This window comes from Microbacterium sp. No. 7, assembly GCF_001314225.1.
GTDB lineage: Bacteria > Actinomycetota > Actinomycetes > Actinomycetales > Microbacteriaceae > Microbacterium.
Genome location: NZ_CP012697.1, coordinates 1498188 through 1518542, shown reverse-complemented (window position 1 = coordinate 1518542; position 20355 = coordinate 1498188). Strand labels below are relative to the sequence as shown.

Annotated in this window: 18 protein-coding genes and 1 tRNA gene; 9 read left to right on the top strand and 10 right to left on the bottom strand. The window is 71.8% G+C overall.

Annotated features, from left to right (window positions below; all coding sequences use genetic code 11):
- From AOA12_RS06920 to AOA12_RS06910, 3 genes are all read left to right on the top strand, one after another.
- Window positions 1-1239: a glycoside hydrolase family 32 protein gene (locus AOA12_RS06920; RefSeq protein ID WP_054681420.1), complete on the top strand. Its 1239-nt coding sequence runs from the start codon at window positions 1-3 to the stop codon at window positions 1237-1239.
- A 353-nt stretch (window positions 1240-1592) separates the two neighbouring features.
- Entirely contained in the window at window positions 1593-1802 is a 210-nt protein-coding gene (locus AOA12_RS06915) for a hypothetical protein (RefSeq protein ID WP_054681418.1), read from the top strand.
- 170 nt (window positions 1803-1972) lie between these two features.
- Window positions 1973-2419 (top strand): SRPBCC family protein, encoded by a 447-nt coding sequence (locus tag AOA12_RS06910; RefSeq protein WP_054681417.1) that lies wholly within the window; start codon window positions 1973-1975, stop codon window positions 2417-2419.
- A gap of 65 nt (window positions 2420-2484) precedes the next feature.
- On the opposite strand, the gene AOA12_RS06905 is transcribed toward AOA12_RS06910, so the two are convergent.
- The 7 genes from AOA12_RS06905 to AOA12_RS06875 all read right to left on the bottom strand — a co-directional run bounded on the left by AOA12_RS06905 (window position 2485) and on the right by AOA12_RS06875 (window position 11007).
- Window positions 2485-2556 (bottom strand) — tRNA-Arg (locus tag AOA12_RS06905).
- A gap of 56 nt (window positions 2557-2612) precedes the next feature.
- On the bottom strand, window positions 2613-6008 hold the full coding sequence (locus tag AOA12_RS06900) for an error-prone DNA polymerase (protein WP_054681415.1): 3396 nt from the start codon (window positions 6006-6008) through the stop codon (window positions 2613-2615).
- On the bottom strand, window positions 6008-7546 hold the full coding sequence (locus tag AOA12_RS06895; RefSeq protein WP_054681414.1) for a DNA polymerase Y family protein: 1539 nt from the start codon (window positions 7544-7546) through the stop codon (window positions 6008-6010). Before AOA12_RS06895 ends, AOA12_RS06900 begins: the two co-directional genes overlap by 1 nt.
- 1 nt (window position 7547) lies before the next feature.
- Window positions 7548-8285 carry a hypothetical protein gene (locus tag AOA12_RS06890; protein ID WP_231637194.1) on the bottom strand — a complete coding sequence of 246 codons (738 nt, stop codon included), beginning with the start codon at window positions 8283-8285 and terminating at the stop codon, window positions 7548-7550.
- Between the two features lie 92 nt (window positions 8286-8377).
- Window positions 8378-8875 carry an HNH endonuclease gene (locus AOA12_RS06885; RefSeq protein WP_054681412.1) on the bottom strand — a complete coding sequence of 166 codons (498 nt, stop codon included), beginning with the start codon at window positions 8873-8875 and terminating at the stop codon, window positions 8378-8380.
- Between the two features lie 327 nt (window positions 8876-9202).
- A complete protein-coding gene (locus AOA12_RS06880; protein WP_054681410.1) occupies window positions 9203-10072 on the bottom strand; it encodes a M23 family metallopeptidase in 870 nt (289 codons plus the stop codon).
- A gap of 227 nt (window positions 10073-10299) precedes the next feature.
- On the bottom strand, window positions 10300-11007 hold the full coding sequence (locus AOA12_RS06875; protein WP_054681408.1) for a metal-dependent transcriptional regulator: 708 nt from the start codon (window positions 11005-11007) through the stop codon (window positions 10300-10302).
- Between the two features lie 90 nt (window positions 11008-11097).
- On the opposite strand from AOA12_RS06875, the gene serC reads away from it, so the two are divergent.
- Window positions 11098-12228 (top strand): phosphoserine transaminase, encoded by a 1131-nt coding sequence (gene serC, locus AOA12_RS06870; RefSeq protein WP_054681407.1) that lies wholly within the window; start codon window positions 11098-11100, stop codon window positions 12226-12228.
- 88 nt (window positions 12229-12316) lie between these two features.
- On the opposite strand, the gene AOA12_RS06865 is transcribed toward serC, so the two are convergent.
- From AOA12_RS06865 to AOA12_RS06855, 3 genes are all read right to left on the bottom strand, one after another.
- Window positions 12317-13018 carry a hypothetical protein gene (locus AOA12_RS06865; protein WP_156366435.1) on the bottom strand — a complete coding sequence of 234 codons (702 nt, stop codon included), beginning with the start codon at window positions 13016-13018 and terminating at the stop codon, window positions 12317-12319.
- 71 nt (window positions 13019-13089) lie between these two features.
- Window positions 13090-13671, bottom strand: coding sequence for a DUF3027 domain-containing protein (locus tag AOA12_RS06860; protein WP_335337369.1), 582 nt, complete (start codon window positions 13669-13671; stop codon window positions 13090-13092).
- Window positions 13664-14047 carry a cold-shock protein gene (locus AOA12_RS06855; protein WP_054681402.1) on the bottom strand — a complete coding sequence of 128 codons (384 nt, stop codon included), beginning with the start codon at window positions 14045-14047 and terminating at the stop codon, window positions 13664-13666. The genes AOA12_RS06860 and AOA12_RS06855 overlap by 8 nt, the downstream gene beginning before the upstream one ends.
- 106 nt (window positions 14048-14153) lie before the next feature.
- Here AOA12_RS06855 and AOA12_RS06850 point away from each other — a divergent pair, with 106 nt between their 5' ends.
- From AOA12_RS06850 to AOA12_RS06830, 5 genes are all read left to right on the top strand, one after another.
- Window positions 14154-14432: a hypothetical protein gene (locus AOA12_RS06850; protein ID WP_054681400.1), complete on the top strand. Its 279-nt coding sequence runs from the start codon at window positions 14154-14156 to the stop codon at window positions 14430-14432.
- A gap of 10 nt (window positions 14433-14442) precedes the next feature.
- The gene (locus AOA12_RS06845; protein WP_054681398.1) at window positions 14443-16152 is read left to right on the top strand and encodes a helicase-associated domain-containing protein; all 1710 of its coding nucleotides are present in this window, start codon (window positions 14443-14445) and stop codon (window positions 16150-16152) included.
- 63 nt (window positions 16153-16215) lie between these two features.
- Window positions 16216-17859, top strand: a complete 1644-nt coding sequence (locus AOA12_RS06840; RefSeq protein WP_054681396.1) for a DNA repair helicase XPB — start codon at window positions 16216-16218, stop codon at window positions 17857-17859.
- A gap of 42 nt (window positions 17860-17901) precedes the next feature.
- Window positions 17902-18594 carry a response regulator transcription factor gene (locus AOA12_RS06835; protein WP_054681394.1) on the top strand — a complete coding sequence of 231 codons (693 nt, stop codon included), beginning with the start codon at window positions 17902-17904 and terminating at the stop codon, window positions 18592-18594.
- Window positions 18595-18663: 69 nt separating this feature from the next.
- Entirely contained in the window at window positions 18664-20340 is a 1677-nt protein-coding gene (locus AOA12_RS06830) for a sensor histidine kinase (RefSeq protein WP_442922274.1), read from the top strand.
- Window positions 20341-20355: the final 15 nt, after the last annotated feature.

The following is a 20355-nucleotide window of genomic DNA, read 5'->3' as shown; positions in this document are numbered from 1 at the left end:
ATGCGGCCGCTGCTGCATTTCACCGCGGAGTCGGGCTGGATCAACGACCCGCACGGGATCACGTACCGGGATGGCGAGTATCACGCGTTCTACCAGTACGTGCCCGGGGCCTTCCGCTGGGCGCCGAACTGTCACTGGGGCCACGCCGTGGGGCCCGACCTGATGTCGCTGCGCGAGCTGCCCGTCGCGATCGCTCCGGGCGACGGCGACGACGGCGTCTGGACGGGCTCGCTCGTCCGGGGCGACGACGGCGGGACGCGCATCTTCTACACGTCGACCGCCGCACCGGACATCGGGATCGGGCGTGTCCGGGTCGCGACGCCCGCCGACGACGACTGGATCGTCTGGAGGAAGGGCGCGTTCATCGTCGACGCCCCGGCGGAGCTCGACATCGTCGCCTATCGCGACCCGTTCGTGCGTCGCGACGGCGACGCGTGGCGGATGTTCGTCGGCGCCGGGCTCCGCGACGGCACGGCCACGGCCCTGGCCTACGCCTCGTCCGACCTGGAGTCGTGGCGGTACGAGGGCATCGCTCTGCAGCGCTCGACCTCGGAGACCGAACCCGTGTGGATGGGGGCGCTGTGGGAGTGTCCGCAGATCTTCGACCTCGACGGGCGAGCGGCGATGGTCTCCTCGGTCTGGGATGACGATGTGCTCCACTACGCCGGCTACGCCGTCGGCAGCGAGACCGGCGGCGTCTTCACCGCCGAGGCGTGGGGACGTCTCACCCATGGCCCCAGCTACTACGCGCCGTCCCTGTTCGCCGACGCCGAAGGACGACCGTGCCTGCTGTTCTGGATGCGCGGCATCGGCGGCGAGAACGAGGGATGGGCGAGCGCCCTCAGCGTCCCGTACGTGCTGTCGATCCGGGAGGCGGGCCTGTGGGCGACGCCGCACGACGACGTGATCCGTCATCGCGGGGCGCTGAGCACCGACGGCACGACCCCTGGCCCCGTGGCGGACGTCGAGTGGACCGGCAGCGACCGAGGACGCCTCGACCTCGTCGTCGGCGATGCGATCGCGGCATCCCTGGTCCGCGATGAAGGAGCGCTCGCGATCACCGTCGGCGGGGCGACCACCTCGATCCCTGTTCGAGATGACGTGCGGATCCTCGTCGACGGGCCGGTGCTGGAGGTCTCGACCGGCATCGCCCTCTTCGGCGCTCGCCTCGACGTCGCGGACGCTCCCCTGTCGGTCCGCGCCACGGCCGGAGAGTCGCGTGTCTACCCCCTCGCCTGACCGGCACGCGCTGATCGTCGGCGAAGCGCTCGTCGGACGCCGTGCCTTCCTCGGCATCGGCTACCTGCAGATCAAGGGCTCGGGACACGGGTTCCCATCGCTCGCGATCCGCGACGAGAGCTCGACGTCGGGCTGGGTCGACACCCTTCCCGGCGGCAGTCACATCCAGATGAAGAACACCGACGGCACGGCGACCGCATTCCTCGTCCAGCGCACGGGCAGTCCGGCGACCGTCGGTCGCATCAGCTCCGTCGAGTTCCGGGACTTCATCATCGACGGCGTCACCGCGTCCAAGCCGTACCTTCCCGGCAGCGGCAAGGTGGGGATCTCGATCCAGTCCGACCTGGCCCGGGATGGTGATCCTGGAGTCGGGCAGCGACGAGAACCTCATCGCTGCGAACCCGTTCACCCGGGTCGACACCGAAAGCGTCAACGACATCAGCAACATGCCGGCGACCGTCGTGCTCGACGGATCGACGACGAACACCCAGGTGATCTACTCCACGACGTCGGCACAGCTCCAGGCGTACAGCTCCAGCTACGCGCACGTTCCGATGCCCTAGGCCGGAGGCCGGCACGCCTCCGGCTGCCATCCGCGCGCACGGGCGGTTGACGGATGCGCTCCGACAGGCGACGATCGACCCGTCGGCTGAGAGCCGACGCGCTGACTCCGGCCGGCACCGGCGAGAAGGACGCGCGTGTCACAGCCCACGCTCACGACGAAAGGACGGCCATGACCGGGATCACCGCCGACGGCATCGAGATCGACCGCGACATCGCCGCGCCGCCGGCGGCCGTGTTCGCCGCTTGGACGGAGGCACGGAGCTTCTCGCGATGGTTCGGCGGCGAGGCCGTCGAGGTGCCGCTCGACGGCCTCGACTTCGTCGCCGCGCCCGGCCGCGCGTGGACGGCTCAGATGATCCTGCCGGACGGCACCGCCATCGACTGGGCCGGGACGTTCCTCGAGGTGGTCCCGGACCGGCGCCTCGTGTTCACCATCACCGACAGCCCCGCCGAGCCGGTGCAGGCGCAGATCGTCGTCGAGCTCACGCCCGCCGTCGACGGCACCCGGATGCGCTTCACGCAGGAGACGCCCGGGTTCTCCCCCGAGCAGCAGGAGGGCGTGCTCGCCGGATGGCAGTCGTTCGTCGACGTGCTGGAGCGGATCGCGGCGGAGTGAGGCCGACGCGGTCGACGTGATGCTCGACACGCGCGATCGGCCCGGCCCGCATGGGTGACACACGGTGCCCCTGGAGGGACTCGAACCCCCAACCGTTTGCTTAGGACGCAACTGCTCTTCCATTGAGCTACAGAGGCTGGCGTACCGAGTCTATCGGGAGGAGGGATGCCGTCGGCTCCTGCGTCGGCGCTGATCACTGGAAGTCGCGCGAACGGTGCCTCACCCCCACCCTCAGGTCTTCGAAGCCGTCCGCGACGAGGTTCGCGACGCCTTCCGGCGAGCGCTCCAGCATGCCCCGCGCGATCAGCGCGGGGCTGTTCCGCAGAATGCGCCGGTGACGGCCCCAGACGCCCACCGAGCAGATCACGTTGACGAGGCCGTGCTCGTCCTCGAGGTTCAGGAACGTGATGCCGGATGCCGTCTGCGGCCGCTGCCGGTGCGTCACGAGCCCCGCGACCTCCACCCGGCGGCCCGTGTCGTGCGTGCGCAGCTCGCGCGAGGTGAGCACGCCCCGCGCGTCGAGCCGCGCACGATAGTGCGCCATCGGATGGTCGTCGGTCGAGATGCCCGTCGCCCACAGGTCGGCTGCCAGCACGTCGTAGGCGCTCATGTCGGGGAACAGCGGCGGCTGCACGGCGATGAGCGTGCCCGGCAGGAACTCGCGGCGGTCCTGCGCGGCGTCGCCGGCCAGCCACAGCGCCTCGCGGCGGCCGATGCCGAGGCAGTCGAAGGCTCCCGCGGTCGCAAGCGCCTCGAGCTGGGCCTCCGTGGTGCCCGTGCGACGGACGAGATCGCGCAGGTCGTGGAACGGCCCGTTCCCCTCCCGGTCGTCGACGATCCGCTGCGCGTGCGACGCGCCGATGCCCGCCACGGCCGCCAGTCCCAGTCGCACCGCGAAGCCTCCGTCCCGGCGGTGCGCAGCCGACTCGTCGGGGGCTTCGGGACGGAACTCGCCGGGCTTCGGCTGATCGGGGCACAGGCACGCGTCGAGGCCCGTGCCGTGGCCGGCGCCGCCCCGCGCCTCCAGCACGGGGTGCACGTCCGAGGCGTGCAGGTCGGGCCGCAGCACCTGCACGCCGTGGTGCCGCGCATCGGCGACCAGCGACGCCGCCGAGTAGAACCCCATCGGCTGCGCCCGCAGCAGAGCGGCCAGGAACGCCGCCGGATAGTGCAGCTTGAGCCACGACGACGCATAGACGAGCAGCGCGAACGACAGGGCGTGCGACTCGGCGAAGCCGAAGTTCGCGAAGGCCTGGATCTTCGCGTAGATGTCGTCGGCCGCCTCGCCGACGATGCCCCGCTTCGCCATCCCCCGGTACAGCTTCTCCTCGATCTTCTCGATGCGCTCGATGCCGCGCTTGGATCCCATCGCCCGCCGCAGCAGATCCGCGTCCTCCGCCGTGAGATCGCCGATGACCACGCCGATCTGCATGATCTGCTCCTGGAACACCGGCACGCCGAGCGTGCGGTGCAGCACCGGCTCCAGATCGGCATGCGGATAGGTCACGAGGCGCGGGTCCTCCTTGCGGCGCACGAACGGGTGCACCGCCCCGCCCTGGATGGGACCCGGCCGGATCAGGGCGACCTGGATGACGAGGTCGTAGTACTCTCTCGGCCGCAGCCGCGGCAGCAGCCCCATCTGCGCGCGCGACTCCACCTGGAACACGCCGATGGCGTCCGCCCGGCACAGCATGTCGTAGACGGCCGGCTCCTCCTTCGGGATCGTGTCGAGGTCCCACCGCTCGCCCAGAGCGTCCGCCACGAGGTCGAAGCAGTGCCGCAGCGCCGCGAGCATGCCGAGGCCCAGCAGGTCGAACTTCACGAGCCCCATCCATGCCGCGTCGTCCTTGTCCCACTGGATGACGGTGCGCCTGTCCATGCGGGCGTGCTCGATCGGCACGACCTCGCCGACGGGCCGCTCCGTGAGCACCATCCCTCCCGAGTGGATGCCGAGGTGCCGGGGCGCCTTCAGCAGCTCCCCCGCATAGGCCCACACCTGCTCGGGGATGTCGTGGTCGGCGGGCGACTCGATCAGCCCGCCCCAGCGCTCCACCTGCTTGGTCCACGCGTCCTGCTGTCCGGGCGAGTAGCCGAGCGCCTTGGCCATGTCGCGCACGGCGTTCTTCGGCCGGTACTGGATGACGTTGGCGACCTGTGCGGCCCGTGCGCGCCCGTAGGTGTCGAAGACGTACTGGATGATCTCCTCGCGCCGCCCCGAGTCGAAGTCGACGTCGATGTCGGGCTCCTCCTCGCGGATCGACGAGATGAACCGCTCGAACGGCAGCTGGTACTTGATCGCGTCGATCGCGGTGATGCCGAGCAGATAGCAGACGACGCTGCTGGCCGCCGAGCCGCGGCCCTGGCACAGGATGCGGCGGTCCCGCGCCTCTCGCACGATGTCGTGCACGATCAGGAAGTAGCCCGGAAAGTCCTTCCGCTCGATGACGTCGAGCTCCTTCTCGATGCGGGCGTGATGCTCCGCGGTCGCGTGCGGATACTTGCGCGGAACCGCCTCCCACACGAGCTGCCGCAGGTACGACATGGGCGTGTGCCCCTCCGGCACCTCCTGCTTCGGCAGGGCGGGCTTCGCCCTGCGCAGGGGGAAGGCCAGCTCGTCGGCGAGCGCGACGGTGCGCGCGACGGCGCCCGGGTAGCGGCGGAAGCGGCGCGCCATCTCCTCCCCCGACCGCAGGTGCGCCGACCCGTGCGCGGGCAGCCAGCCGTCGAGCTCGTCCATGCTGCGGCACGCCCGCACCGCGGCGACGGCCGCCGCGAGACCCGCCCGCTCGGGCACGGCGTAGTGCACGTTGTTGGTCGCGATCACCGGCAGCGCCCGCTCGCTCGCGAGAGCGGCCAGCACGTCGTTGTCGCGCGTGTCGGCGGGGCCGCCGTGGTCGATGAGCTCGACGTGCACGGCATCCCGCCCGAACAGCGCGACGAGCCGGTCGAGCTCGGCAGCGGCCGACGCACCGGATGACGCCAGTGCCCGCCGCACCCCTCCCTTGCGGCATCCCGTGAGGATCGCCCAGTGGCCCTCGGCGCGCGCGGCCAGCTCGTCGAGGTCGTACACGGGGCGTCCCTTCTCGCCTCCGCGCAGCTGTGCGTCGGTGATCGCCCCGGCGAGCCGGTGGTATCCCTCCTCGCCGCGGGCGAGCACGAGCAGGTGCGCGCCGGCCGGGTCGGGCTCGCCGTTCTGCACGCCCGGCAGGCCCAGCGACAGCTCGGCGCCGAACACGGTCCTCACCCGCAACGACTCGGCCGCCTCGGCGAAGCGCACGACGCCGTAGAACCCGTCGTGATCGGTCACGGCCAGCGCGTGCAGCCCCAGCCGCTCCGCCTCCTCGGCCAGCTCCTCGGGCGAGGAGGCGCCGTCGAGGAACGAGTACGACGAGTGCGCGTGCAGCTCGGCATAGGGGACGGCGTCGTCGGGCCGCTCGATCGGCGGTGCCACGTAGGCGCCGCGCTTCCGCGACCATGCGGGACTGTCGCCGCCGTCGGCATCCGACGGCGCGCCCGCAGGGCGCCGGCGGTCGCTGAGCAGCCGCTCCATCTCCGACCACGGGATCGCGGGGTTGTGCCAGCCGGCCATCAGTCGTACCTCCCCTCGGCATGCCACACGGCGTCCTCGCACACCAGCAGCCAGGCCTCCTGCCGCTCGTCGACGATCTGGAAGCGATGCGCACGGCGGGCGCGGGCGGAGTCCCACGTGCGCTCGACGATCGGCCACGGGCCCGCCCACCGCTCGATGCGGCGGGCCGTGCCGCCCTCCACCAGCACCACGGGCGCGGAGGTCGGCTCGCCGCGGGCGTCGACGGCCACCATGTCGCCGTCGGCGTCGACGACGGCCGCAGGCAGGGGCTGCGGGAAGACCGTCGCGGGCAGCGGGTCGGGCAGGCTCCCCGGCCACGGCTGGGAGCGATCGGCGACGGCCGCGGGCCGGTCGCCCCAGGGCACGAGCACCTGCCGCTCGGCCATCCATCGCCCGCCGCCGATCACGGGCGTCAGCACGCCGCGGTGGCCGAGCATCGCCTGCACACGGGAGAGCGCGTGATGCACCCGCTCCTCGCCGCCCGACCCGAACAGCACGGGCGCATGATGGGATGCCGCCTCCACAGCCTCGGGCTCGAGCCGCACCCGCTCCACCGGGCTGCGCAGGCCCTGCTCGGCGAGCTGCCACCGCACGCGGTCGACGATCGCCGCGGGGTCGAACATGCCGGGGTGCAGCCACACGCGTTCGCTGCGCTCGCCCCGTGCACCCGTGACGATCACCCGCACCTCGGTGCACACGAGACGCTCCGCCGCCAGGCGCCCCGTGAACTCCTCCGCCGCGATGCGCATGCCGAACGCGACCTGCTCGGCCAGGTCAAGCGGCGGCTCGAACCACTCCTCGCGGTGCAGCTCGGGCGGCGGCTTCCGCGGCGTCACCGGCTGTCCGTCGTCGCCTGCGACCAGGGCGTGCAGGCGCGCCCCGCGCACGCCGAACCTCTCCACGAGACGGTCGCGGGAGAGCGCCGCGACCTGCCCCAGCGTCTGCACGCCCAGGCGGGCGAACAGGCTCACGGTCTCGTCCTCCAGCACGGCGACCGACAGCGGCGCGAGGAACGCCGCGGCCTCCCCCTCGGGGACGATGCGGATCGGATCGCCGGCCGTCGTGCCGAACCGCGCCGCCTGCTCCGCCGGGAACGGCCCGTCCGACACCCCCGCCCGCACGTCGCCGATGCCGGCATCCGCGATCGCCCCCGCCAGCACGGTCGCGGCGGCGGCCTCCCCGCCGTAGTAGCGTGCCGGTCCTCGCGCGCGCAGCGCGCACAGACCGGGCTGCCGCAGCTGCACGCCCGGCGCGAGCTCCTCGAGGCGTGCGATGAGGGGGGCGAACACGCGCTGATCGCGTGCCGGATCGGCCGCCGCCGTCACGAGCCCGGGACAGCGCGCCTGCGCGTCGCGCCGTCGCTGGCCCCGGCGCACGCCCTCGAGCCTCGCGGCGGACGAGCAGGCCACGACGGCGCCCTTCTCCAGCACCGCGACGGGGACCTGCGGATCGGCGGGCTCGCCGCGCTCCCGCTCGAGGGCGACGACGGGCCAGTCGGGCACCCACACCACGAGACTGCGCACGGGGGCCGGACTCATGTCACACCGCCCTCGCCATCGGCACGACGGCGTCGTGCGCCGCCGTCACGCGCTCCTCCGGCATCCGCACCGCCGCCGTCCGCTCCGCGGCCGGGGCGATCGTGCCGTCGGGCGCCGGCAGCAGCAGCCGCGCACGACGCGGCGCCGGGGACCGTCGGCTGGAGACCGTCAGCGTCACGGCACGCGCGCTCAGCAGCCCGTGCCCCGCGCCCAGCCCCGACCACCGGGGATCGTCGGCGAGGTCGATGGTCGCCTCGGCCTGCGGCCATGCGCCCTGCACGAGCAGCACGGCGCCCCGGCCGCGCAGGCGGGCCGTGAGCCGGGAGACCTCGGCTGCGCTCGCACGCGCCGCGGGACGCACCGCCACGACGGGGACGACCTCGGCGACCGTCGCCGTCACGGCGAGCCACCGTGCGCCGGGATCGGGGATCAGCACGAGACGCGACAGCTCGACCCCCGCGTGCGCGGCCGCCTCGGCGCCCAGGTGCGGCATGCCGATCGCCGCGCACCACGAGCCCGCCTGCGAGGGCTCGGCCAGCAGCGCGAACAGCAGGGCCATGGACGATCCGACCGCGTACGCGGCGCCGGGGCGCAGCCCCCGCCCCGGCAGCAGCTCGGACAGCACCGGATGCGCCGGCTGCACGGGTGCGTCGAGCCGGCGGCCCTGCACCCTCTCGAGCTGTGCCCGCAGCCGTTGCACCTCGTGAGCGGCAGCCGTGTTGCGCACGATCGACCTCACTCCGACAGGCTAGAACGTATGTTCTAGATTCTCAATCCCTGTCTCGAAGATACGCCCGACCGCCGACATCGGCGCCGCGCCGGCGTCGCCGCCTACGCCGCCGTCGCCAGATACGGCTCCCACACCGGGTCGGTCCGCTCCGCTCCGCGCACGGTCCAGTGCGCGCCGCGCGGCGGCTGCGGCACGATCCGCAGCTCCCAGCCCAGTTCGGAGAGCGTGCGATCGCCCTTGACGTTGTTGCAGCGCAGGCAGCACGCCACGAGGTTCTCCCATGAGTCGCCTCCCCCGCGCGAGCGGGGCTGCACATGGTCGATCGTCGTGGCGACCTTGCCGCAGTAAGCGCAGCGATGCCCGTCACGACGCAGCACGCCGCGCCGCGTCACGGGCGTGCGCCGCGCGCCCGGCATCCGCACATAGCGGGTGAGCAGGATCACCGCGGGCCGGTCGTACGAACGGCGCGTCCCCCGTATCGGATCGTCCTCCGTGCATTCGACGACGGTCGCCTTCTCGTTCATCACGAGCACGAGCGCCCGGCGGAACGAGACGATGGCCAGCGGTTCATATCCTGCGTTGAGCACCAGAGTGCGCATGAGTGTCCTCTCGAACGGCCGTGACGGCTTCAGCGGTTGTTCGTCGATGACCGCACGCTCGCCGGGAGGGGTGCGCACACGAGAAAAGGCGCCGTCGAAAAGACGGCGCCTCTGCGCGACGGCCGAAGCCGCAACGGTGGTGCACACATTGCCGGTGGACGTGGCGACCTAACGCATCCAGGGATCGAATGCGGGGCTGCCTGTCCATCTGCTCCCCCTCGGCTCACGCGAGTGTCGCAGGTCACACTAGTACACGGCGAACGTGCCCAGAGCCATCGGCGGAGGATTCCGCGTGTCGAGATGGTGACGAGGAGATGACGCCGGACGTCAGCGGGCGTTCGCGGCGATCCAGTCCGCCGCGCCGCCGTTGCCCGAGACGAGCACGCCGTCGACCGCGATCTCCAGGTGCAGGTGCGTGCCGAAGGCGAGACCCGTGTCGCTCACCTGGCCGATGTACTGACCCGCCGTGACCGTCTCGCCCTCGAAGACCGCACGCGACCCGTAGGCCATGTGGGCGTAGAGCGAGGTCACGCTCTGACCGCCGATGTTGTGGGCGATCTTGATGTAGACGCCCCACGTCGTGCCGCCCTCGACCGACGTGACGACGACGCCGTCGGCCATCGCGTAGATCGGCGTGCCGTAGGGGGCCATGAAGTCGGTGCCCTTGTGCCCGCCGTAGGGGTCGCCGAAGTTGCTGAAGCCCGGCACCGGGTGCACGACCTGGCCGCTGGAGGCGATCGAGGTGGGGAACGACTGCGCCGTGTATCCCGACCCCGACGACGAGGAGGACGAGGACGACGCGGATGCCGCCGCCGCAGCGAGACGGGCCGCCAGCGCCGCCTGAGCGGCCTCTTCGTCCTTCTTCGCCTGGATCTCCTCGGGCGTCGTCGCGGAGTACGTTCCGCGGTCGAGCGCCTCGGGGGTCTCGTCGGAGGCGACGACGAGGGACTGCTTGTTCTGGATCGCGACCTGCTGCAGCGTCAGCGCCTCGGCTTCGGCGCCGCGCGTGACGGAGATGAGGGGGATCGCGACCGTCGCGACCATGCCCGTGACGGCGGCGAGGGTGACGACGTTGCGCAGGGCCCGGGGCCGGCGCCGCTGAGTGCTGCGGCGGGTCGGGGCGGTGCGACGGGTCAGGTTCGTGGGTGCGGTCGTGAAGACTTCGGGTGTCTTCGACGGATCCAGCTGTTCAGCCAATATGTCCTCCGGCGCCTCCGCATCCGCCCAGGACGGTACTGGTTCGTCGTCACTCTGCGGGCAGAGGTTCGGTGCCGCTACGCGAACGACGAACCGATGAGGCAATATCGCGCAGCAATCCAGGGCGGGCTTCTCGCCTTGGAGTCCTTAGAGGCTACCCGATGATAACGAAATTGTCACACTGAGAGCAGGGCGCACCCGGGAAATGCTCCTGATCAGGAGTTCCGTCAGACCCGATCGCGTGTGTCGATCAAGAAGATGTGCCCCGCGACCTCGACCGGCAGCTCGATGCCGTCGACCTGTCCGTCCATCTGCGCGAGCACGTACCCCTCGCTGAACCGGAACTCGCCGCTGGCCCCCGGGACGACGCCCGCGTCGCGGAGCTGCCCGAGGAGGTCCGGGTCGACCTGCACCGGCTCGGCGAGGCGCCGCACGGTCCCCCGCACCGAGTCGCCCACGTGGTCGAGCAGCCGCACGAGTCCCACGACGCCCTCCTCGAAGGTGTGCGCGGGCACGTCGCCGAGCTGGTCGAGGCCCGGGATCGGGTTGCCGTAGGGCGACTCCGTGGGGTGGCCGAGCAGCTCGATGAGCCGGCGCTCGACGAGCTCGCTCATCACGTGCTCCCACCGGCAGGCCTCGTCGTGCACGTACGCCCAGTCGAGGCCGATCACGTCGCTGAGCAGGCGCTCGGCGAGACGGTGCTTGCGCATGACGTCGATCGCCTTCTGCCGCCCCGCCGTGGTCAGCTCGAGCGAGCGGTCCTCCGTCACGACGACGAGGCCGTCGCGCTCCATGCGCCCGACCGTCTGCGACACCGTCGGCCCCGAGTGGCCGAGGCGCTCGGAGATGCGCGCGCGCAGCGGAACGATGCCCTCCTCCTCCAGCTCGAGGATCGTGCGCAGATACATCTCGGTGGTATCGATGAGATCGGTCATTCCAGCCCTGCCGCGGATCGAATCGTTGTGTAAGGCCAGCCTATCTGTTCGTCGACGGGACGGCAGCGAACCCGCCCCTAGAATCGGACCATGTCCCACGTCACCCTTCCCCGCGAGATCCTGCCCACCGACGGACGTTTCGGCTGCGGACCCTCCAAGGTGCGCTCCGAGCAGCTGGAGGCCCTCGCCGGCCCCGGCGCCGTGCTGCTGGGCACGTCGCACCGCCAGGCGCCGATCAAGAACCTCGTCGGCCAGGTGCGCGCGGGCCTCTCCGACCTGCTGCGGCTCCCCGACGGCTACGAGATCATCGTGGGCAACGGCGGCTCGACCGCGTTCTGGGATGCCGCGGCCTTCGGCCTGATCGAGAAGCGCGCCCAGAACCTCGTGTTCGGCGAGTTCGGCGGGAAGTTCGCCAAGGCGGCGGCCGCGCCGTGGCTGGAGGCCCCCGACGTGCGCAAGGCGGAGCCCGGCTCGCGCGCGGTCGCCGAGGCCGTGGAAGGCGTCGACGTCTACGCCTGGCCGCACAACGAGACCTCTACGGGCGTCGCGGCCGACGTCACCCGCGTGCACGGCGACGAGGGCGCCCTCACCGTGATCGACGCGACGAGCGCCGCGGGCGGCATCAACTTCTCGGTCTCCGAGAGCGACGTCTACTACTTCGCGCCGCAGAAGAACCTCGGCTCCGACGGCGGCCTGTGGTTCGCGGCCGTCTCCCCCGCCGCGATCGAGCGCATCGAGCGCATCGCGGCCTCGGGACGCTACATCCCCGAGTTCCTCAGCCTGAAGAACGCGCTCGACAACGCACGGCTCAACCAGACGCTCAACACCCCGGCCGTCACGACGCTGTTCCTGCTCGACAAGCAGCTCGAATGGATCAACGGGCAGGGCGGCCTCGCGTGGGCGGGCGCCCGCACCGCCGAGTCGTCGTCGGTGCTCTACGGATGGGCCGAGGGCGTCGGCTACGCGACGCCCTTCGTCGCCGACCCCGCCGACCGCTCGCCGGTCGTCGTGACGATCGACTTCGACGACGCGATCGACGCGGCGGCCGTCGCGAAGAGCCTGCGCGCGAACGGCATCGTCGACACGGAGCCCTACCGCAAGCTCGGCCGCAACCAGCTGCGCATCGCGACGTTCGTGGCCATCGAGCCCGACGACGTGCGCCAGCTCGTCAGGTGCATCGAGTACACGGTCGATGCGCTCCGGGTCGATGCGCAGCGTTGACGCGGAGTGCATCAAGGTTGAGCAGGCCGCCGCAGGCGGCCACATCGAGACCTGCCCTACCGGCCTGCGAGGCTGACGCCGTTCGCCGTCATCGCCCGGGACGATCCCGCGTCACGAGTGCGATGCGCACGTGGTGCAGATCGTCCCGGGGGACGACGACCGTGACGACGAGCTCGTCGCTGAGCCGGGCGCCGATGGCGTACACGAACGGATCGGTGTCGATCTCGCACGCATCGTGCGCGTCTCCGTCGACCACGAGCGTGACCCCTCGGCGCACGGAGGTCTCCGAGACCATCCATGCGCGATCCGTGAGCGGTCCGGGCTGCAGCCCCAGCTCCTCCCGGAAGCTGTTCATGAGGACGTAGTTCACGTGGTCGACGAGCTGGCGCTCCAGGGTCGTGCGCTCATCCCGGTCGCGGTGCCATGACGTGCGCACCGTCTCCCAGAGCCGTCGATAGCGCATCCGCTGCGCCGCCTCGACGAGCCAGGCGGGACGCGGCCACGGCGGCTCCTCCTCCAGGGACGCGCGCGTCCGCTCGTCGAGATCGGCGAGGTTGACGGGATCGTCTCTGTCGTCGGGGTTGCGCCACAGCGCATAGCCGACGCTCACCGCGACATGCCAGACGCCGCCGTCGCCGCCGCTCCCCTCCGTGAACCCGATCGCCCCGTCGTCCTCGATCGTGCGCTGGGGCGCCAGGCCCATCACGGGAAACGAGAGCGTGCGCAGCCGGGCGCTCGTCGCATCCCGGGGATCGGGCGCGTCGGGCGGGAGGACGCCGAGGGAACGCACCCCTTCAGCGTCGCCCATCGCGTCGTCGACCGCAAGGACCGCCGTCGGCGGCGTCGTCGGGCGCCTCGTCGTCAGCGGGCCTCGTCGCCGATGTCCACCGTGTCGACGTCGTCCTCGTCGTCGGCGTCGTCCTCGTCGTCGTCGGCGTCGTCCTCGTCGTCGATGTCCTCGTCGTCGAAGACGTCGATGTCGACGCCGTCGACGTCGCCCGAGTGCAGCAGGGGCGAGCCGTCCTCGTCGAAGTCGGCGGCGTCGAGATCGTCGACGTCCTCGAGCTCCTCGTCGTCGTCCTCCTCGTCGTCTTCGTCGCCGGCCTCGGCGCGCGCGGCGGCGAGCGCCGCCTGGGCCGCCTGGTACTCCGCCAGACGCGTCGCCCACGGCACCCACTCCGGCGCGAGCAGCGCATCGTCGCCGGGCAGCAGCTCCAGCTCGAGCACGGTGGGCTCGGCGCCCTCGACGACCGCGACGCTCACCGTCCAGAACCAGCCCGGGTAGCCCGGCAGCGTGTTGTGGAAGCGCAGCGAGACGACGCCGTCGTCTTCGAGCGTGTAGCCCGCGGCGTCGCCGATCGTCGTCGCGGGCGTGACCTCGTGCAGCGCCGCACGGGCGAGATCATGCGCGGTCAGCAGGCGCTCGTCCACGGGCTCAGGCATCGAGGTCATCGGCCACGCGGCGCAGCACCGCCGCCACCTTCTTGGCGTGGCTGCCGCTCGGATAGCGTCCGTGGCGCAGGTCTCCGCCGATGCCGTCGAGGAGCTTGACGAGATCCTCGATGATGACCGCCATGTCGTCGGCCGGCTTGCGGTTGCGCTTGGCGAGGCTGACGGGCGCGTCGAGCACGCGCACGGCGAGCGCCTGCAGGCCCTTGCGTCCGTCGGCGACGCCGAACTCCAGGCGCGTGCCCGGCTTGAGCCCCGTGGTTCCGGCCGGCAGGGCGGTCGCGTGCAGGAAGACGTCCTGGCCGTCGTCGCCCGTGATGAAGCCGAAGCCCTTCTCCTCGTCGTAGAACCTGACCTTGCCGGTGGGCATCGTGATTACCTCGCAGAACGGGCCCCGCACGGGGCGCAACAAAATCGGGACCCTTCAGCCCCGCCCACAAGCCTACGCCACGGCGACACGCAGTAGGCTTGTCCCGATGAGCACTTCACCGGCCGGAAACGACATCCCCGTACGGCGCATCGACCGCATCCTCGCGTTCATGTCGCTGGGAATGGTCGTGCTGTCGATCGTCTGCTTCGTCGCGATCATCATCGGGACGCAGGCCGGTGCCGACTTCAGCCAGCGGTTCTGGGTGACCGTGGGCACGATCGTCTACGTCGCCCCCATCCTCGCCTTCCTGCTGCTGATGGCCGTGCTCATCATGACGTTCGTGCGCAAGTCACGCGCCAACAAGAAGCCCGGCAAGAGGCGCTGACGGGCTGTCTGTGACGGTCTCTGCGACCCGAACCCTCGCGACGTGGCTGGCGAGTCTGTCCGACGCCGATCTGGCCGCCCTGCTGACGGCGCGCTCCGTCGCACCCGCGACCTCGCTCGCCGACCTCTATGACCTCGCGGAGCTCCTGCTGGAGCCCGGCAGCATCCTGCGGGGCCTCCAGCGTCTCTCCGCGGTCGAGGCCGACGACCTCGCGCGCGCGAGGGACGGCGCGACGCTCTCCCCCGGCGCGGGCGACCGCCTGCGGCGGCTCGCGCTCGTCGACGGCGCCTCGCGCGTCTACGGCGCCGTCGCCGAGGTCATGTCGACCCTGCCCGCACCCGCGCCGCCGCCGGCGGATGCCGACGACGGGATCGCCGAGCCCGAGACCGACGCCTTCGCGGCGGAGCGCGCGTTCACGGCGACCACGTCGCTCGCCGACGTGCTGCAGGCCGCCCAGGACCTCGCGCTGCACCGCATCGCGTCGGGCGCGCTCGGCGCAGCCGACCGGCGGCGCCTCGTGGAGGTCGGGGCCGTCGGCACGCCCGACGTCGCCGACGAGCTGGTCGCCGTCGCCGAGACGGCGGGCCTGCTGGCCGGCCACGACCGGCGGCTCGTGACGACGCCCACGGGTCGCGACTGGCTCGCCCTCGGCACCGCCGAACGCTGGCGCACGGTGGCCGCTCGCCTGCGCGCCGGCCTGCCCGCCGCGCTGCGCACGAGCGCGGGCGGCTGGATCGAGCCGTCGCGGTGGCGCGCGGCCTACCCCTACGACCCGGCCTGGCCCGAGCAGGCGGCGCGCTGGCGCAGGTCGTTCGCGCGCTGGGCGATCACCGACGCCCACGGCCGCACATCGTCGTGGGCACGCGGCTTCGCCGACGGGGGCGACGTCGACGAGGGGTCGCTGCGCCAGCTGCTGCCCCCCGAGGTCGACCGCGTGTTCCTCCAGAACGACCTGACGGCCATCGCCCCGGGGCCCCTCGTGCCGCGCATCGACCGGCGGCTGCGCCGCGCGGCGCGGCGGGAGTCGCGCGCGCAGGCGTCGACCTTCCGCTTCACGGCGGAGACGATCGCGGCCGCGCTCGACGCCGGCGAGAGCGCGGCGTCGCTGCACGCGTTCCTGAGCGAGATCTCGCTCACCGGCGTGCCGCAGCCGCTCGCCTACGAGATCGAGCGGTGCGCCGCACGGCACGGCGGCGTGCGGGTCTCGTCGCGCGCCGACGGCGGCACGCGGGTCTCGGGCCTGCCCGACCTGCTCGACGCGATCGAGATCGACCAGGCGCTGCGCCCGCTCGGCCTCGTCCGCGACGGCGACGGCCTCGTCACGCGCTCGAGCCCGGAGATCGCGTTCCGGCTCATCGGCGATGCCCGCTATCCGGTCGTCGCCGCGCTCGGCCACGCCGCGCCCGCACCGCACGCCGCCCCGGCGGACGAGCCGGCGTCGTCCGCCGCGTCCGTCGACGGCTATGCGCCCCTGATCGCGCGCCTGCGCGCGGGGCACGGCGCGGGAACCGACGCGGCCTGGCTCGGACGGGAGCTGGAGCAGGCCGTGCGCGAGAGGGCCGCGGTCACGGTCGTCGTGCGCCTGCCCGACGGCACCGAGCACACCCTGAACCTGGAGCTCACGGGTGTCGGCGGCGGGCGTCTGCGCGGTCTCGACCGAGGCGCCGACGTCGAGCGCACGCTGCCCGTGTCGAGCATCGTCAGCGTGCGGCCGGCCTGACCCGGCGCCGCATCGGCACCGGCGCGGCGCCCCCTCAGGATGTCGCGGGTAGACTAGAAAGCTATGTCTGACGGCCCCCTCATCGTGCAGAGCGACCGCACCGTGCTGCTCGAAGTCGCGCATCCCGACGCCGAGACCGCGCGTCACGAGCTGGCGATCTTCGCCGAGCTGGAACGCGCTCCCGAGCACATCCACACCTACCGCATCACACGGCTGGGCCTGTGGAACGCGCGCGCCGCCGGACACGACGCCGACGACATGCTCGCGACCCTCGACCGCTGGTCGCGCTTCCCCGTCCCCCCGTCGGTCGCGATCGACCTGCGCGAGACGGTGAACCGCTACGGACGGCTCGTGATCGAGCGCGACGACGAGGGAACGCTCGTGCTGCACGGCTCGGATCCCGCCGTGCTCGCACAGGTCGCCGGCAACAAGCGCATCCAGCCGCTGCTGATCGGCAACCCCGCGCCGGGCGTCTACGTCATCGACGCGTGGGCGCGCGGGCACATCAAGCAGGAGCTGCTGAAGATCGGCTGGCCCGCCGAGGACCGCGCGGGCTACACGCCCGGCACGCCGCACCCGATCGAGCTGCACGAGGACGGCTGGGAGCTGCGGCCGTACCAGCGCGAGGCCGTCGAGGCGTTCAGCGCGGGCGGCTCGGGCGTCGTCGTGCTGCCGTGCGGTGCGGGCAAGACGCTCGTCGGCGCCGCCGCGATGGCCGCGACGAAGACGACGACCCTGATCCTCGTGACCAACACCGTGAGCGCCCGGCAGTGGCGCGACGAGCTGCTCGCGCGCACGAGCCTGACCCCCGAGGAGATCGGCGAGTACTCGGGTCAGGTCAAGGAGGTCAAGCCGGTCACCATCGCGACCTACCAGATCCTCACGGCGCGCCGGAAGGGCGCCTACGCGCACCTCGCGCTGCTCGACGCCCTGGACTGGGGGCTCATCCTCTACGACGAGGTGCACCTGCTGCCGGCGCCGGTGTTCAAGCTCACCGCCGATCTGCAGGCCCGGCGCCGGCTGGGCCTCACGGCCACGCTCGTGCGCGAGGACGGGCGCGAGGGCGACGTCTTCAGCCTCATCGGCCCCAAGCGCTTCGACGCGCCGTGGAAGCAGATCGAGGCGCAGGGCTTCATCTCCCCCGCCGAGTGCTTCGAGGTGCGCGTCGACCTTCCGGCGTCCGACCGGCTCGAGTACGCGGCATCCGCCGACGACGAGCGCTACCGGCTGGCGGCGACGGCGCCGGCGAAGATCGACATCGTGCGGCAGCTCGTCGCGCGGCACGCGGGCGAGCAGATCCTCGTGATCGGCCAGTACCTCGATCAGATCGACGCGCTCGCGCAGGCGCTCGACGTGCCGCAGATCACGGGGGCGACACCCGTCGACGAGCGCGAGGAGCTGTTCCAGGCCTTCCGCGAGGGCAGCGTCTCGGTGCTCGTCGTCTCGAAGGTCGCCAACTTCTCGGTGGACCTGCCCGAGGCGTCCGTCGCGATCCAGGTGTCGGGATCGTTCGGCTCGCGGCAGGAGGAGGCGCAGCGCCTCGGCCGGCTGCTGCGCCCCAAGACGAGCGGCCACACGGCGACGTTCTACACGCTCATCGCCCGCGACACCGTCGATCAGGACTTCGCGCAGAACCGCCAGCGCTTCCTCGCCGAGCAGGGCTACTCATACACGATCAAGGATGCCGACCGCCTCGACGCCGCCTGAGATATCCAGCGAAACGATGGGTTCCGATGCCAAGATGGGCCTATGAGCGCTCCTCGCATCCTCGTCGTCGACGATGAACCGAACATCCGCGATCTCCTCGTCACCTCGCTCCGCTTCGCGGGCTTCCAGGTGCGCGCCGTCGTGAACGGCGCCCAGACCATCTCCGCGGTGCTCGAAGAGGAGCCCGACCTCATCATCCTCGACGTCATGCTGCCCGACATGAACGGGTTCAGCGTCACGAAGCGCCTGCGCGGCGCCGGCTACACGGCGCCCATCCTCTTCCTCACCGCGAAGGACGACACCGAGGACAAGATCGAGGGCCTCAACGCGGGCGGTGACGACTACGTCACGAAGCCCTTCTCCCTCGACGAGATCGTCGCCCGCATCCAGGCGATCCTCCGCCGCACGATGCAGGTCGACGAGGAGCAGATCATCAAGGCCGGCGAGCTGACGATGGACCAGGACACCCACGAGGTGCTCGTCGGCGACACCGCGATCGACCTGTCGCCCACCGAGTTCAAGCTGCTGCGCTACCTCATGCTCAATCCGAACCGCGTGCTGAGCAAGGCCCAGATCCTCGACCACGTGTGGGAGTACGACTTCAACGGCGACGCGGGCATCGTCGAGAGCTACATCTCGTACCTGCGCCGCAAGATCGACCCGCACTCGTCCGAGCCGCTCATCCAGACCAAGCGCGGCTTCGGCTACATGCTCAAGGCCGGCAAGTCCGCCTAGCCCCACCGGAACACCGCTCTGAGCACCCGCACGCACCCGTACGACGGCGTCACCCGATGGTGGCGCAGCGTGAGCCTTCGCGCCAAGGTGACGGGCGTCACCGTGGCGGTGCTCGCGATCGGGCTCGTCGCGGTGGGCCTGGGGACGATGTTCTTCCTGCGCAACGCGCAGCTCGCCGCCGTCGACCAGTACCTGAACCAGCTCGTCGTGACCGACGTGGTCAGCCCCATCATGGACGTCACGATCGACGACGGCATCCCCGCGTTCGGCCCGGCGGCCGCGATGCCGCAGACGCAGTACTTCGTCGCGGTCTACGGGCCCGACGGCACCCTGCTCGCGACCGCGGGAGGACCGCCCGGCGCGACGCCGCCCGAGTTCCCCGAGACCTTCACGCTCAAGGAGACCTTCGCGACCGGCACGACGCCGTTCCCGCTGCCCGCGACGTCGGGGAACACGATGTTCCACGCGGCGGTCGACGTCGCCGTGCTCCCCGGCGTGCGCGACAGCCACACGCAGATGATCGCCCTGCCGCTGACGGCGGTGAACCAGATCGTCGCCAACTACATCAGCATCTACTCGGTCTTCTCGCTGCTGACGATCGTGCTCGGCGCCCTGCTCACCCGGCTCGTGGTGACCCTCACGTTCCGCGGGCTCGGCCAGGTCGAGCAGACGGCGATGTCGATCGCCGCGGGCGACTTCGGCCAGCGCATGACCGACATCGCGCCGACGACGGAGGTGGGACGGCTCAAGATCGCCATCAACGCCATGCTCGACCGCGTCGACCGCGCCATCGCCCAGCGCGACGCGTCGGTGCAGCAGATGCGCCGGTTCATCGGCGATGCGAGTCATGAGCTGCGCACGCCACTCGTGACGGTGCGCGGCTACGCCGAGCTCTACCGGATGGGCGCGATCTCGGATGCCGACCAGACCGCGCAGGCGATGGATCGCATCGAGAAGGAGGCGATCCGCATGGGCATGCTCGTGGAGGACCTCCTCGCCCTCGCGCGCCTCGACGAGCGCCGGGACTTCGTCTTCACCCCCGTCGACCTGCGGCTCGTCGCCCAGGACGCCGTGCTCGACACGCGGGTCACGGCGCCCTCGCGCCGCATCACCGCCATCGACGCGGGCCGCCCGGCCGAGACGCCGCGCACGGCCGAGATCACCACGACGGAGGCGACGGCGACGGCGCGGCGGCGGACGGCCGCCGCACGCGCGGGAGCGAGCAAGCTGCTGCGCCGGCGGCCGCGCGACGAGAAGGCCACCCCTGCGACCCCCGACGAGCCGCCGGTCACACCCGTCGTCCCCACCGCCCCCGAGCCCATCGTGCTCGGCGACGAGAACCGCATCCGGCAGGTCGTGACCAACCTTCTGGCCAACGCCCGCCGGTACACGCCCGACGACTCGCCCATCGAGATCGCGGTCGGCGTCGACGTGCGCAGCGGCATGGGCTGGATCGCGATCGCCGATCACGGCGAGGGCATCCCCGCCCAGATCCGCGACAAGATCTTCCAGCGCTTCTGGCGCGCCGACACCTCACGCACCCGGGAGACGGGCGGCTCGGGGCTCGGGCTGTCGATCGTCGCGGCGATCGTCGACGCCCTGCACGGCACGATCGACGTCACGGAGACCCCCGGCGGGGGCGCCACCTTCCGCGCGTCGTTCCCGCTCGCGCAGACGCGCCACGCCTCCGAGCACCTGCTCATCGAGACGCAGCCGATCCCCCGCATGCTCGATCTGTCCGAGTGACGCCTCCTCGTCCCC

Excerpts from the sequence above, each read along its gene's own strand:
- AOA12_RS06920 (WP_054681420.1), top strand. The coding sequence starts at position 1 with ATGCGGCCGCTGCTGCATTTCACCGCGGAGTCGGGCTGGATCAACGAC.
- AOA12_RS06915 (WP_054681418.1), top strand. The coding sequence starts at position 1,593 with ATGGTGATCCTGGAGTCGGGCAGCGACGAGAACCTCATCGCTGCGAAC.
- AOA12_RS06910 (WP_054681417.1), top strand. The coding sequence starts at position 1,973 with ATGACCGGGATCACCGCCGACGGCATCGAGATCGACCGCGACATCGCC.
- AOA12_RS06900 (WP_054681415.1), bottom strand. The coding sequence starts at position 6,008 with ATGGCCGGCTGGCACAACCCCGCGATCCCGTGGTCGGAGATGGAGCGG.
- AOA12_RS06895 (WP_054681414.1), bottom strand. The coding sequence starts at position 7,546 with ATGAGTCCGGCCCCCGTGCGCAGTCTCGTGGTGTGGGTGCCCGACTGG.
- AOA12_RS06885 (WP_054681412.1), bottom strand. The coding sequence starts at position 8,875 with ATGCGCACTCTGGTGCTCAACGCAGGATATGAACCGCTGGCCATCGTC.
- AOA12_RS06875 (WP_054681408.1), bottom strand. The coding sequence starts at position 11,007 with ATGACCGATCTCATCGATACCACCGAGATGTATCTGCGCACGATCCTC.
- serC (WP_054681407.1), top strand. The coding sequence starts at position 11,098 with ATGTCCCACGTCACCCTTCCCCGCGAGATCCTGCCCACCGACGGACGT.
- AOA12_RS06860 (WP_335337369.1), bottom strand. The coding sequence starts at position 13,671 with ATGCCTGAGCCCGTGGACGAGCGCCTGCTGACCGCGCATGATCTCGCC.
- AOA12_RS06855 (WP_054681402.1), bottom strand. The coding sequence starts at position 14,047 with ATGCCCACCGGCAAGGTCAGGTTCTACGACGAGGAGAAGGGCTTCGGC.
- AOA12_RS06850 (WP_054681400.1), top strand. The coding sequence starts at position 14,154 with ATGAGCACTTCACCGGCCGGAAACGACATCCCCGTACGGCGCATCGAC.
- AOA12_RS06840 (WP_054681396.1), top strand. The coding sequence starts at position 16,216 with ATGTCTGACGGCCCCCTCATCGTGCAGAGCGACCGCACCGTGCTGCTC.
- AOA12_RS06835 (WP_054681394.1), top strand. The coding sequence starts at position 17,902 with ATGAGCGCTCCTCGCATCCTCGTCGTCGACGATGAACCGAACATCCGC.